We start from the raw sequence: 13,369 nt of genomic DNA, 5'->3' as shown, positions 1-13,369 counted from the left end.
GGCCTCCGTTATTTGGCTAAGGGGGCAACAAAGCGCGTGGTGACAAAGCTGCTGTAGTCACTGGCGGCATTCGGCACTTTGCCCTGCTCTTTCAAAAACTGTGCGGTGTCGACAATCGCCTTGTTGACCGGTTTGCCCAGCTGTTCCACCTGCTGCTGCGCCGTCAGGTAGGTATTGCCTTTCACCAGTCCGGGGACGTCACTTTCCGGCACGCCGCTCAGGCGCGACAGCTTGCTGAGGTTATCCGGCTGCTGCAGCCACTGTTCCGGGTTGGCGATATAGGCCTGCTGCGCGGCAATCGCGCTGCGGGCGAAAGCGGTGACCACTTCAGGATGCTGCCGGGCAAAATCCTTGCGCACCACCCAGACGTCGAGCGTCGGTGAGCCCCACTGCCCGACCTGCGACGAGTCGGTCAGCACCTTGCCGTCTTTCTCCAGTTCATTGACGGCGGGCGCCCAGACATAGGCGCCGTCGATATCACCGCGCTGCCAGGCAGCAATGATCGCCGGCGGCTGCAGATTAACCAGTTGCACCTGGGTCGGTTTGATGCCCCAGTGTTTCAGCGCGGCCAGCAGGCTGTAATGGGTGGTGGAGATGAAGGGAACGGCAATGCGTTTGCCGATCAAATCTTTGGGCGAGCTGATGCCTTTTTTCACCACCAGCGCTTCAGAATTGCCCAGCTGTGAAGCCAGCAGGAAAGCTTCAATCGGCAGCTGCTGCGTGGCAGCCACCGCCAGCGGGCTGGAACCGATGTTGCCAATTTGCACATCGCCCGAGGCTAACGCACGCAGGACGCTGGCGCCGCTGTCGAATTTGCGCCAGTCAACCGTGGCACCGCTCTCTTTGGCAAAGGTATTGTCAGCCTGCGCCACTTTGGCCGGTTCCGCCGACGTCTGATAAGCCACGGTCACATTGACCGCCTGCGCCTGAAATGTCATCAGCGCTAACGCGGCTGCTACCGCGCTTATTGTTTTGGTTACTGCCATCATCATGCACCCCAATGTTGAGTCGTGACGGCAGTGTCGCCAGCAGCAATGATTTCATAAAGGAATTAAAAATTATCCCTAATAAAAATCGGTTCTTAGATCAACATCGGGTAACGCTATGCAAAAAGTGCAAATACAAAACCGCTGGTGCGGAAGAAATATGTCAGGCGCTCACATGCCGACTGTGGTATTGATCTCGTCTTGATTTTTTCCCCCTTTTACAGCGGTACTGGCCTCCATGTCGATTGAGAAAGTTGCGCGCCTCGCGGGCGTGTCGAAAGCCACGGTTTCACGGGTGTTGAACCAGCATCCTGGCGTCCGGCCAGATACGCGTAAACGGGTGCTGGCCGCAATTAATGTGTGCGAATACCAGCCCAACCTGCTGGCGCGCCAGCTGCGTACCGCGCAAAGCAACATGTTGCTGGTGCTGATTTCCGATATCACCAATCCGTTCTGTTCACGGGTGGTGCAGGGCATCGAGGCGGAGGCCGAAGCGCACGGCTATCACATCCTGTTATGTAATTCCGCGTCACAGCTGCGGCGCGAAACCGCCTATCTGGCACTGCTGGCCGGCAAAGTGGTGGATGGGGTGATTACCATGGACGCCGCGGCCTGCCTGCAGGGACTGAAAGAGTTGATTGGTGATGCGCCGTGGGTGCAGTGTGCGGAGTACGATCCCTCGGTTAACGCCTCCAGCGTCACCATCGATAACCGTCAGGCGGCCTATGACACGGTGCATTATCTGGCCGGCAAAGGGCGTCAGCGCATTGCGCTGGTCAACTGCGATATGCGCTATCTCTATTCGCACCAGCGCGAAAGCGGCTATCGCGACGCCATCACGCAGCTGGGGCTTGACTGGCACGGCGTCGCTTACGCCAGCGACATCTCCTGCGAAGCGGGCAGCGCGGCGCTGCGCGAACTGCTAACGCAGCCAGAGCGGCCGGATGCGGTGTTTGCGGTATCAGACGTGCTGGCGGTTGGTGTGATTCACGCTGCTCTGGAGGCTGGACTGCGCGTGCCGGAGGATCTGGCGGTGGTCGGCTTTGACGGCATTCCGTTCACCAGCAGCATCAACCCGCCGTTGACCACCATTGCCCAGCCGATGAACCAGATGGGTGCCCGCAGCGTGCAGCTGCTGCTGGCGCGCATCCGTCAGCGTCAGGCGGCAGTGGTGCATGAAGTACTGCCGTGGACGCGCATTGAGCGCGCCTCCAGCTGACTCAATGCCAGATCAACAGCACGCAGGCTGCGGTCAGCGCACCCATGGCGAGGTTGAAGATTTTCCACGCGCGCGGGCTGCGCAGCAGGCGGCCAATCAGCGAACCGAAACCCATCCAGATCACGCCGGAAACTACGTTCACCAGCGCCATGCCGATGCTGATCGCCACCACGGAATGCAGATAGGCGCTGCCGGCAAGGCTGAAGCTGGCGACCGCGCCCAGCGCCATCAGCCACGCTTTCGGGTTGATCAGTTGCAGTAACCCGCCCTGCCAGAAAGGCATCTGCTTCACGCTGGCATCGTCGGTCTCCAGCGTTTCGTATTCGGCGGTGGCAATTTTCCACGCCAGCCACAGCAGGTAGAGGCTACCGGCCACTTTCAGTACCAGATGCAGTGAGGGATAGAGCAGAATCAGGCTGCCGATGCCAAACGCCACCATCAGCAACATCACCTGCATGCCAATCATGATACCAATCAGCAGTGGAAAGGTGCGCAGGAAGCCAAAATTAGCACCTGAGGCGGTAAGTAACATATTATTGGGCCCTGGCGTGATGGCCGCGACCCAGAGAAAGCCCAGCATTGATAAAAAAAGACTCAGTTCCATGTATATTCGGGTGCTCCTCACCCAGAAAAGCGAACAACCCATCGAAGCTATCAGCGAGTTATGCATCAGACAAGTACTATCCCAGGCTATTTTGATCGCCCGAGCGGCGAGCGCTTTACCCCGCTGCGCGGCTTCGGCAATGCGCATCTGCAAACGCTGCTGCCGCGCCTGCTGCGCCGGCGCGTCACGCTGCGCCCGCACTGGCAGCGCCTCGATCTGCCGGACGGCGACTTCGTCGATCTGGCGTGGAGCGAAGATCCGGCACAGGCACGTCACAAGCCGCGCATGGTGCTGTTCCACGGGCTGGAAGGCAGTTTCCGCAGCCCGTATGCCCATGGGCTGATGCAGGCGTGTCAGGCGCGCGGCTGGCTGGCGGTGATCATGCATTTCCGCGGCTGCAGCGGCGAGCCTAACCGCCTGCAGCGCATCTATCACTCCGGTGAAACTGAAGATGCCACCTATTTTCTGCACTGGCTGCAGCGCGAATGGGGCACGGTGCCGACTGCGGCGGTCGGCGTTTCGCTTGGCGGCAATATGCTGGCCTGTCTGCTGGGGCTGCAGGGCACGTCGGCCCCGCTGGATGCCGCGGTCGCCATTTCCGCGCCGCTGGCGCTGGAGCCGTGCAGCCAGAAGCTGGACGTGGGCTTTTCACGCTTTTATCAGCACTACCTGCTGACCCAGCTGAAGAAAAACGCCACGCGCAAACTGCGCGCCTGGCCGGGCACGCTGCCGGTCGATCTGACGCAGCTGCGCGCCTTCCGCCGGCTGCGTGAGTTTGATGATGCGATTACCGCCCGCGCCCACGGTTTTATTGATGCGCGCGACTATTATCAGCGCGCCAGCGCCATGCCATTGCTGACCGGCGTGCGCAAGCCGCTGCTGATCATCCATGCTAAAGACGATCCCTTCATGACCGATGCGGTGATCCCGCAGCCGCAGCAGTTGTCTGCCACAATTGAGTATCAGCTGACGCAGCAAGGCGGTCACGTCGGCTTCGTGGGCGGCAGCCTGCTGCGACCCAAAATGTGGCTGGAGCAGCGCGTGCCGGACTGGCTCTCAACTTATCTGGATATGTAACTGTGATTATTCCCTGGCAAGAACTCGACCCGACAACGCTGGAAAACCTGATAGAAAGTTTTGTGCTGCGTGAAGGCACCGATTATGGCGAGCAGGAGCGCAGCCTGACGCAGAAAGTGGCCGACGTGCGCCGCCAGCTCGAGCAGGGCGAGGTGGTACTGGTGTGGTCAGAATTGCATGAATCGGTCAATATTATGCCGCGGCGGGAATTTCGCGGCTGATGCGTCAGGCGGCAATTCGTGGTAACAATGCTCATCGCCGGACTTCACAGGGAGCGCTGTTATGTCAGCCAGGCATCCAGTCATAGCCGTTACCGGTTCCAGCGGCGCCGGAACCACCACCACCAGTCTCGCCTTCCGTAAAATTTTCCAGCAGCTGGATCTGCACGCGGCGGAAGTAGAAGGCGACAGTTTCCATCGCTATACCCGTCCGGAAATGGACATGGCGATTCGTAAGGCGCGCGACCTCGGGCGTCACATCAGCTACTTTGGCCCGGAAGCCAACGACTTCGGCCTGCTGGAGCAGACTTTCCGCGACTATGGTCAGAGCGGACTCGGCCAGTCGCGCAAATATCTGCACACCTACGATGAAGCGGTGCCGTGGAATCAGGTGCCGGGCACGTTTACACCCTGGCAGCCGCTGCCGGAAAACACCGATGTGCTGTTCTATGAAGGCCTGCACGGCGGCGTGGTGACGCAGCAGCATAACGTGGCTGAACATGTCGATCTGCTGGTTGGCGTGGTACCGATTGTTAATCTGGAGTGGATTCAGAAACTGGTGCGCGACACCAGCGAGCGCGGCCATTCGCGCGAAGCGGTGATGGATTCGGTGGTGCGTTCGATGGAAGACTACATCAACTACATCACGCCGCAGTTTTCCCGCACGCACCTCAACTTCCAGCGCGTGCCGACCGTGGATACCTCGAACCCGTTTGCCGCGCGTGAGATCCCGTCGCTGGATGAGAGCTTTGTGGTGATTCATTTTCGCGGCCTGGAGGGCATCGCTTTTCCTTATTTACTGGCGATGATCCAGGGCTCGTTTATTTCCCACATGAATACGCTGGTGGTGCCGGGCGGCAAGATGGGACTGGCGATGGAGTTAATCATGACGCCGCTGGTGCAGCGGTTGATTGAAGGAAAACGTATTGAATAGCGCAGGCTAACGCGCCAGTTTCGCCGGGAGGAGCTGAGATCGGGAGCGCAGGGCCGCGCTCCCGGCTGGATTACAGCTCCACCACTTCGTAGCTGTGCGTTATCTCGACGCCCTTGCCCAACATGATCGCCACCGAGCAGTACTTCTCCGCGGACAGATCCACCGCGCGCGCTACCGCTTTATCGCTCAGCGCTTTGCCGCTGACAATAAAATGCAGATTGATATGCGTAAAAATGCGTGGCGCTTCTTCGCGGCGTTCCGAGGTCAGTTTGACTTCACAATCGGCGACATCGTTGCGCCCCTTTTGCAGAATCGACACCACGTCAATCGCGCTGCAGCCGCCCGCAGCCATCAACACCATTTCCATCGGGCTGGGCGCTTTATCACCGGAATTGCCGTCCATTAATACCTGATGACCGGATGAGGATTCTCCGAGAAAGGTCAGCCCTTCCACCCATTTCACTCGTGCCTGCATTATTCTTTCTCCTGAAGCGGCGGTTTTGCCGCCAGAGTACGCTTTCACCTGACAAACAGCAATGCAGACGCATCCCCCACCTGCTGAAGCGAGACAACAGGAGACAGGTTGCAAAAGCTATGCTACAAACAGTGCTGAAAATATTTTCGTCACGAAAGACGAAAGCGGGACGAATCAAAAGCATCGCTTACGAATCCACCCCCGAATAACTGTCCCTCACGGGAAACGCTGGACGATTTCACCGCCTGACAGGGAAAACTGCCCCCTGTATTTTGGGCACGATTACAACAGAGGATAATAGCGAATGGTTCTCGGCAAACCGCAAACAGACCCTACACTCGAATGGTTCCTGTCCCATTGCCATATTCACAAATATCCATCCAAAAGCACCCTCATCCATCAGGGTGAGAAAGCGGAAACGCTGTACTACATCGTGAAAGGTTCCGTCGCGGTACTGATTAAAGATGAAGAAGGCAAAGAGATGATTCTCTCCTACCTCAATCAGGGGGATTTCATCGGTGAGCTCGGCCTGTTTGAAGAGGGCCAGGAGCGTAGCGCCTGGGTACGTGCGAAAACCGCCTGCGAAGTGGCTGAAATTTCCTACAAAAAATTCCGTCAGCTGATTCAGGTCAATCCGGATATTTTAATGCGCCTGTCGGCGCAGATGGCGCGTCGCCTGCAGGTAACATCTGAAAAAGTCGGCAACCTTGCCTTCCTCGATGTGACCGGCCGTATCGCGCAAACGCTGCTCAACCTGGCGAAACAGCCTGACGCCATGACCCACCCGGACGGTATGCAGATTAAAATCACCCGTCAGGAGATTGGTCAGATCGTGGGCTGCTCACGCGAAACCGTGGGTCGTATCCTGAAAATGCTGGAAGATCAGAACCTGATCTCCGCACATGGCAAAACCATCGTCGTTTACGGCACCCGCTGATTTCTTCTCACCCACGGCGTGATGGCAACATCGCGCCGTTTCTGTTTACGATGAGCTGATGTGGCGTCGAATCATCTATCATCCGGAAGTTAACTATGCGCTGCGGCAAACGCTGGTGCTGTGCCTGCCTGTGGCGCTCGGCTGGCTGTTTGGCGATCTGCAAAAAGGGCTGCTGTTCTCCCTGGTGCCGGCCTGCTGCAACATCGCCGGTCTGGATACGCCACACAAGCGGTTCTTCAAACGGCTGATTGTCGGCGGCGCACTGTTCGCCAGCGGCAGTTTTCTGATTCAGTACCTCACGGCTTACGCTGTGCCGCTGCCGCTGATTCTGCTGGTGTTGCCGCTGCTGGTGGGCGTGACCGGTGAAATCAGCCCGCTGCATGGTCGTTTGCTGCCCGGCACGCTGATCGCCGCCATCTTTACCTTAAGCCTCGTCGGCCGTATGCCGATGTGGGTCCCGCCGCTGCTGTATATCGGCGGGACGCTGTGGTACGGGCTGTTTAACTGGTTCTGGTTCTGGCTGTGGAAAGAGCAGCCGATGCGCGAGACCCTCAGCCTGCTGTACCGCGAGCTGGCCGATTACTGCGACGCCAAATACACCCTGCTGACGCAGCTGACCGATCCGGAAAAAGCGCTGCCACCATTACTGGCGCGCCAGCAGAAAGCGGTCGATCTGATCACCACCTGCTACCAGCAGATGCATATGCTGTCGGCCAGCCGTGATAACAGCCATAAACGCCTGACGCGCGCCTTTCAGGTTGCGCTCGATCTGCAGGAGCACATCTCGGTCAGCCTGCACCAGCCGGAAGAGGTGCAAAAGCTGGTGGAGCAGAGCCACGCCGAGGCGGTGATCCGCTGGAACGCGAAAATCATTTCGGCACGGCTACGCGTGCTGGCCGATGCCATTCTCTATCACCAGCTGCCGGAACGCTTCCACATGGAAAAGCCGCTCGGCGCGCTGGAGAAAATTGCCCGGCAGCACCCGGATAATCCGGTCGGTAATTTCTGCCTCTACCATTTCAGCCGCATTGCGCGCGTGCTGCGCACGCAGAAGCCGCTGTATACCCGCGACCTGATGGCCGATCGCCAGCGCCGCCTGCCGCTGTTGCCGGCGCTGCGCAGCTACCTGTCGCTAAAATCTGCCGCGCTGCGGACGGCGGCGCGCTTTGCGGTGATGCTGATGTTCGGCAGCGCGCTGGCGCTGTTCTTCAATATTCCCAAGCCCTACTGGATTCTGATGACCATCATGTTTGTCAGCCAGAACGGCTACAGCGCCACGCGCGTGCGCATTCAGCACCGCGCGCTCGGCACCTTCGCCGGCTTGCTGATCGCCGCAGCGTCGCTGCGCTTTGCTGTTCCGGAGTCGATTGCCCTGCTGACCATGCTGGTCATCACCCTCGCCAGCTATCTGATCACGCGTAAATATTATGGCTGGTCGATGATTGGCTTTACGGTGACGGCGGTGTATTCACTGCAGCTGCTGTCGCTGAACGGCGCGCAGTTCCTGCTGCCGCGCATGATGGATACGCTGATGGGCTGCCTGATTGCCTTCGCCGGCATGATCTGGCTATGGCCGCAATGGCAGAGCGGGCTGCTGCGCAATAACGCGCACGACGCGCTGGAGGCGTATCAGGAGGCGCTGCGCCTGCTGCTCGGTCCGGAGCAGGCGCCGGAGAAGCTGGCGTATCAGCGCGTCAAGGTTAACCAGGCGCACAACGCGCTGTTTAACTCGCTCAACCAGGCGTCTACCGAACCGGGCTTTAACTTCCAGTATCTGAAAGATATGCGCCTGTGGGTGACTCACAGCCAGTTTATCGTCGAGCACATCAACGCCATGACCATTCTGGCGCGCGAGCACACCATGCTGACGCCAAAGCTGGCAGAGCGCTATTTGCAGTCCTGTGAAATTGCGCTGCAGCGCTGTCAGCAGCGGCTGGCTTACGACGGGCCGGGCAACGACAGCAATATTCTGGAAGCGCCGGAGAATCTGAATGAGGGGCCGGTGACGATTGTCGAACAGCATGTGAAGCGCATTCTGCAGCACCTCAATGTGATGCACACCATTTCTTCACTGGCGTGGAGCCAGCGCCCACATCACGGCCGCTGGCTCAGCGTGCTGAAGCCGAAAGGTTAGTTCAGGACTTTCGCGATCGCCCGGGCGAAGCGCGCCATGCCTTCTGCGATATCGGTCGGCTCAATCACCAGCGACGGCACAAAGCGAATCACATCGCTGCCGGCGGTCAGTACCATCAGGCCTTCAGCGGCGGAAGCGTTGAGGATATCGCGCGCTTTGCTGGCGTGCTGCGCGTTGAGTACGGCACCCAGCAGCAGCCCTTTGCCCCGAATTTCACTGAAGATGTCGAACTGCTGATTGATCTTCTGCAGCGCCGAGACAAACTGCTCACGACGCGCGTCGACACCATTCAGAACCTCGGGCGTATTGATGATATCCAGCGCGGTTTCGGCAATCGCACAGGCCAGCGGGTTGCCGCCGTAGGTGGTGCCGTGCACGCCCGGCGCCATCACCGAGGCGATTTCATGGGTGGTCAGCATCGCGCTCACCGGGAAACCGCCGCCCAGCGCTTTAGCGGTGGTGATGATATCTGGCTTGATACCATAGTGTTCGTAAGCAAACAGCTTACCGCTGCGGCCCATGCCGCTCTGCACTTCATCCAGCACCAGCAGCGCGTTGTGCTGATCGCACAGCGCACGCAATCCCTGCATGAATTCCGGCGTTGCTGGCATCACGCCGCCTTCCCCCTGAATCGGCTCCACCACAATCGCGCAGGTGTGGTCGTCAATTACCGCTTTCACCGCGGCCAGATCGTTAAACGGCACATGGACGATATCCGCCGGCTTCGGACCAAAGCCATCGGAGTATTTCGGCTGACCGCCCACCGAGACGGTGAACAGCGTGCGGCCGTGGAAGGCGTTGTGGAAAGCGATAATTTTGCTTTTGAATGGGCTGTGCTTTTTGCAGGCGTAGTAGCGCGCCAGTTTGAACGCCGCTTCGTTCGCTTCGGCACCGGAGTTACCGAAGAATACCCGCTCGGCGAAGGTCGCCGCGATCAGTTTACTGGCGAGGCGCAGTGCCGGCTCATTGGTGAACACGTTACTGGTGTGCCACAGGGTTTCGCCCTGGCTTTTCAGCGTTTCCACCAGCGCCGGATGACAATGGCCAAGCGCGGTGACCGCGATACCACCAGAGAAATCGATATACTCTTTGCCCTGCTGATCCCACACGCGGCTGCCTTTGCCTTTGACCGGCACAAACTGCGCAGGTGCATAAACAGGCAAAATAACGTTATCGAACGTTTCCCGGCTTACCGCTAGATTTTCCGCTGCCATTGATGACCTCATCGGGTTATTTGTTGAGCTGATGTGAAATTATAATCACAAAATATGCATAAAAAATCATGCAATGGCAAACGGAAGTTACGTATTGAGGAAATTCGCCAGCAGCTGATGTCCCTGCTCACTGAGAATGCTCTCCGGATGGAACTGCACGCCCTCCAGCGGCAGCGTACGATGGCGGAAGCCCATGATCTCATCGGCAACGCCATCGCGCAGGCTCCAGGCGGTGACTTCAAACTCCGGCGGCAGCGTGTCGCGCGCCACAATCAGCGAGTGATAGCGCGTGACGGTTAGCGGATTATTCAGGTTGCGGAACACGCCCTGGCCGGTGTGCTGCACCGCAGAAGTTTTGCCGTGCATCACCTGGCGCGCGCGCACCACCTGCGCGCCGTAGGCCTGGGCGATGGCCTGATGGCCCAGGCATACCCCGAGAACCGGCAACCGTCCGGCAAAGTGGCGAATGGCTTCGAGCGAAATGCCGGATTGATCCGGCGTACAGGGGCCCGGCGAGATCACCAGATGACTCAGCGGCAGCGCCGTCATCTCTTCCAGCGTCATCGCATCGTTGCGCACCACGCGCACCTGCGCGCCCAGTTCACAGAAGTACTGGTAGAGATTCCAGGTAAAGGAGTCGTAGTTATCAATTAGCAGCAGCATAATGCCCTCAGGCCAGTAAAACCGCCGCTATTCTACGCATTTTAACGCGCCGGACTCACCACTTTCGCAAACTGCGCGTTGAGCGGCGCGAGATCGCCGCCGACGCCGGCGACGATGGCCTGGTGCCAGCTTTCAGGCTCCAGCGTATCCCAGTTCAGCAGATAGCCCGCGTGCAGCGCCAGCTGTTCGAAAAAGATGCGCTGTGCCCGCCCGTTACCGGCACGGAACGGATGCAGGACGTAGATTTCACAGTAGTAATGCGCGATGCGTGCCACGAAGGTCTGCGGGTCGAGGTCGCACAGGCCCTCTTCCTCCTCCAGTGCGCTCATCAGCGCATTGCCCTCGTTCTCGATGTACTCACAGTGGCAATAGGGCGTGTCGTCGCGCCAGATGTCGATAGTACGCAGTTCGCCGGCCCAGCTGTAGATATCCTGAAACAGCGTGCGGTGAATGTGGCGCAGGTGCGGCAGGCCAGGCGTGGCCGGTCCGAGCGCCAGCGTGGCCAGCCGCGCCGCGCTGAATGCCAGCTCGGCTTTACGCAGCTGCGCCACGTCGTGAATTTCCAGCAGGTTTTTCAGCACGTCATCGTTGTGCCACAAATAGGGATCGCGCACCGCCAGGCTGTTATCCGCCATATTGCCTCCTCAGCGATGCCAGACGATCGTCCGCCTGGGCGCTCTCGACGGCAGGTTCATTCAGCGTATAACCGGCCAGTTTGCAGCTGGCCTGATAATTGGCCGCACGGGTTTGCTGCCACAACGTGATTTTCTGTTTTTCGGTGAGTTTGCTGCTCATAGCGCCTCCGGCAAGCAGGATGTGCCCTAAGTATAAGAGCAAATTTCAGCTTTGCCGGAGCGCGGCAGACGGCGCCACCCAGGGGTGGCGCGCAGAGGGATTACGGCAGGACTTTCGCGGAAGTGATAACAATCGGTTTTGACGGCACATTCTGGTATGGCCCGACATCTTTGGTCGGCACCTGGGCGATCTTGTCGATCACATCCATGCCTTTCACTACTTTACCAAACACCGCATAGCCGAAGTCGCGCTGGCCATGGTCAAGAAAAGCGTTGTCCGCCACGTTCAGGAAGAACTGGCTGGTGGCACTGTCTTTCTCAGCGGTACGCGCCATGGAAATGGTGCCACGCAGGTTGCGCAGGCCGTTATCCGCTTCGTTTTTGATCGGCGCGTTGGTCTGCTTCTGCTGCATATCCGCCGTGAAACCGCCGCCCTGAATCATGAAACCCGGGATCACACGATGGAAAATGGTGTTGTTGTAGAAGCCGTTATTCACGTAATCCACAAAGTTTTTTACTGAAACCGGGGCTTTCTGATTATCCAGTTCAAGTTCGATATTGCCCGCAGAGGTGGTGAGCAGCACGTGCGTATCCCCTTTCGCCGCCAGAGCCGAAGCAGATACAGAAGAGAGCGCTAACAGGGCAACCGCCGCTGTCAAAGTACGTTTAAGCATGAAAGATTCCTTACCTTGGAGAGCAAGCTCAAAAACGAGATTGATTGTAAAGAGCATGTAATACAAGAGCCAGCGTTTTACCTATATTTACGCTGATGTTGCTATCGTCATACTTTTCCCGTCGCGCAATCATTTGCGTGACGAAAATCACACTATTAATGAAATATTTCTCGCACGTTTCACTGCTTGTTTATTACGATCACAGATCCATTTACAATTCATGACACTTTTTGCCACGTCGGCGCATCACAGGTTCAGAACATGACAAACCGTAATCGCATTGGCCTTACCTGGATCAGCTTTTTCTCCTATGCGCTCACCGGCGCACTGGTGATCGTTACCGGTATGGTGCTGGATAATATTGCCCAGTATTTCCAGCTGCCCATCTCCGAGATGAGCAACACCTTCACTTTCCTTAACGCCGGTATTCTGGCGGCGGTGTTCCTGAACGCCTGGCTGATGGTGATTGTGCCACTCAAGCGCCAGCTGATCTTTGGCTTTGTGCTGATGATCCTCGCCGTGGCCGGGCTGATGACCAGCCATAACCTCACGGTGTTCTCGCTGTGCATGTTCGTGCTCGGCGTGGTCAGCGGTATCACCATGTCGATCGGCACCTTCCTGATTACCCATCTGTACGATGGTCGCCAGCGCGGTTCCCGTCTGCTGTTTACCGACTCGTTCTTTAGCATGGCCGGCACCATCTTCCCGATTATCGCGGGCATTCTGCTGGCGCGCGCGCTGCCGTGGTACTGGGTTTACGCCTGCATTGGCGTGATCTACGTGGCGATCTTCATCCTGACGCTGATGGTCGAGTTCCCGGTACTGAAGAGCGAAGCCGCGGTGCAGGGCGGCGAAAAAGAGAAGTGGGGCATCGGCGTGCTGTTCCTGTCGATCGCGGCACTGTGCTACATCCTCGGCCAGCTCGGCTTCATCTCCTGGGTGCCGGAATACGCCACCAAATCGATGGGCATGGATATCGCCGCCGCCGGTCAGCTGGTCGGTAACTTCTGGACCGCCTATATGGTCGGCATGTGGGCGTTCAGCTTCCTGCTGCGCTTCTTCGACCTGCAACGCATTCTGGTGGTGCTGGCGCTGCTGGCCACCGGCCTGATGTTCTGGTTCGTGAAAACCACCGATGCCAGCATGCTGCACTGGATCATTATGTCGCTTGGCTTCTTCTCCAGCGCCATTTACACCACCATCATCACGCTGGGCTCGCTGCAGACCAAAGCGTCATCGCCGAAGCTGGTGAACTTCATCCTCACCTGCGGCACCGTCGGCACCATGCTGACCTTCGTGGTCACCGGCCCGATCGTGGCCAAAGGCGGTGCCCACGCGGCGCTGTCCACCGCGAACGCGCTGTACGCGGTGGTGTTTGTGATGTGTGTGCTGCTCGGCTTTGTCACCAAACATCGCCAGCACGCTCACCAGACTGCCTGA

Annotated in this window: 15 protein-coding genes; 7 read left to right on the top strand and 8 right to left on the bottom strand. The window is 58.3% G+C overall.

Annotation, left to right across the window (positions count from 1 at the left end):
- Positions 1 to 8: 8 nt before the first annotated feature.
- Positions 9 to 989 carry a taurine ABC transporter substrate-binding protein gene (gene tauA / locus C1N56_RS01345; RefSeq protein WP_394517439.1) on the bottom strand — a complete coding sequence of 327 codons (981 nt, stop codon included), beginning with the start codon at positions 987 to 989 and terminating at the stop codon, positions 9 to 11.
- Positions 990 to 1,224: 235 nt separating this feature from the next.
- Between tauA and C1N56_RS01340 the strand changes: the two genes are divergently transcribed.
- A complete protein-coding gene (locus C1N56_RS01340; RefSeq protein WP_021507445.1) occupies positions 1,225 to 2,205 on the top strand; it encodes a LacI family DNA-binding transcriptional regulator in 981 nt (326 codons plus the stop codon).
- A gap of 1 nt (position 2,206) precedes the next feature.
- On the opposite strand, the gene C1N56_RS01335 is transcribed toward C1N56_RS01340, so the two are convergent.
- Entirely contained in the window at positions 2,207 to 2,809 is a 603-nt protein-coding gene (locus C1N56_RS01335) for a LysE family translocator (RefSeq protein ID WP_031279689.1), read from the bottom strand.
- 60 nt (positions 2,810 to 2,869) lie between these two features.
- Here C1N56_RS01335 and C1N56_RS01330 point away from each other — a divergent pair, with 60 nt between their 5' ends.
- The 3 genes from C1N56_RS01330 to C1N56_RS01320 all read left to right on the top strand — a co-directional run bounded on the left by C1N56_RS01330 (position 2,870) and on the right by C1N56_RS01320 (position 5,038).
- Positions 2,870 to 3,886, top strand: coding sequence for a hydrolase (locus tag C1N56_RS01330; protein ID WP_058759291.1), 1,017 nt, complete (start codon positions 2,870 to 2,872; stop codon positions 3,884 to 3,886).
- A gap of 2 nt (positions 3,887 to 3,888) precedes the next feature.
- On the top strand, positions 3,889 to 4,107 hold the full coding sequence (locus C1N56_RS01325) for a YheU family protein (protein WP_021507442.1): 219 nt from the start codon (positions 3,889 to 3,891) through the stop codon (positions 4,105 to 4,107).
- A 61-nt stretch (positions 4,108 to 4,168) separates the two neighbouring features.
- Positions 4,169 to 5,038 (top strand): phosphoribulokinase, encoded by an 870-nt coding sequence (locus C1N56_RS01320; protein ID WP_021507441.1) that lies wholly within the window; start codon positions 4,169 to 4,171, stop codon positions 5,036 to 5,038.
- A 70-nt stretch (positions 5,039 to 5,108) separates the two neighbouring features.
- On the opposite strand, the gene C1N56_RS01315 is transcribed toward C1N56_RS01320, so the two are convergent.
- On the bottom strand, positions 5,109 to 5,513 hold the full coding sequence (locus C1N56_RS01315; RefSeq protein WP_021507440.1) for an OsmC family protein: 405 nt from the start codon (positions 5,511 to 5,513) through the stop codon (positions 5,109 to 5,111).
- 304 nt (positions 5,514 to 5,817) lie between these two features.
- On the opposite strand from C1N56_RS01315, the gene crp reads away from it, so the two are divergent.
- Positions 5,818 to 6,450 carry a cAMP-activated global transcriptional regulator CRP gene (gene crp / locus C1N56_RS01310; RefSeq protein ID WP_000242755.1) on the top strand — a complete coding sequence of 211 codons (633 nt, stop codon included), beginning with the start codon at positions 5,818 to 5,820 and terminating at the stop codon, positions 6,448 to 6,450.
- Between the two features lie 58 nt (positions 6,451 to 6,508).
- On the top strand, positions 6,509 to 8,584 hold the full coding sequence (locus tag C1N56_RS01305) for a YccS/YhfK family putative transporter (RefSeq protein ID WP_021507439.1): 2,076 nt from the start codon (positions 6,509 to 6,511) through the stop codon (positions 8,582 to 8,584).
- On the opposite strand, the gene C1N56_RS01300 is transcribed toward C1N56_RS01305, so the two are convergent.
- The 5 genes from C1N56_RS01300 to ppiA form a co-directional block, all read right to left on the bottom strand.
- Positions 8,581 to 9,798: a bifunctional acetylornithine/succinyldiaminopimelate transaminase gene (locus tag C1N56_RS01300; RefSeq protein ID WP_058759292.1), complete on the bottom strand. Its 1,218-nt coding sequence runs from the start codon at positions 9,796 to 9,798 to the stop codon at positions 8,581 to 8,583. The two genes, C1N56_RS01305 and C1N56_RS01300, sit on opposite strands and share 4 nt — an antisense overlap.
- A gap of 87 nt (positions 9,799 to 9,885) precedes the next feature.
- Positions 9,886 to 10,461, bottom strand: coding sequence for an aminodeoxychorismate synthase component II (locus C1N56_RS01295; RefSeq protein WP_088517938.1), 576 nt, complete (start codon positions 10,459 to 10,461; stop codon positions 9,886 to 9,888).
- A 41-nt stretch (positions 10,462 to 10,502) separates the two neighbouring features.
- Entirely contained in the window at positions 10,503 to 11,096 is a 594-nt protein-coding gene (locus C1N56_RS01290; RefSeq protein WP_021313655.1) for a putative adenosine monophosphate-protein transferase Fic, read from the bottom strand.
- Positions 11,086 to 11,256, bottom strand: a complete 171-nt coding sequence (locus tag C1N56_RS01285) for a YhfG family protein (RefSeq protein WP_021507436.1) — start codon at positions 11,254 to 11,256, stop codon at positions 11,086 to 11,088. Before C1N56_RS01285 ends, C1N56_RS01290 begins: the two co-directional genes overlap by 11 nt.
- Positions 11,257 to 11,356: 100 nt before the next feature.
- Positions 11,357 to 11,929 (bottom strand): peptidylprolyl isomerase A, encoded by a 573-nt coding sequence (ppiA, locus tag C1N56_RS01280; protein ID WP_021507435.1) that lies wholly within the window; start codon positions 11,927 to 11,929, stop codon positions 11,357 to 11,359.
- A 261-nt stretch (positions 11,930 to 12,190) separates the two neighbouring features.
- Between ppiA and tsgA the strand changes: the two genes are divergently transcribed.
- Complete coding sequence (gene tsgA / locus C1N56_RS01275; protein WP_021507434.1) at positions 12,191 to 13,369, top strand: MFS transporter TsgA; 1,179 nt, start codon at positions 12,191 to 12,193, stop codon at positions 13,367 to 13,369.

Source organism: Pantoea sp. SGAir0175, from assembly GCF_043547855.1.
The sequence above is the reverse complement of the archived record's forward strand: the minus strand, read 5'-3'. Positions and strand labels throughout refer to the sequence as shown.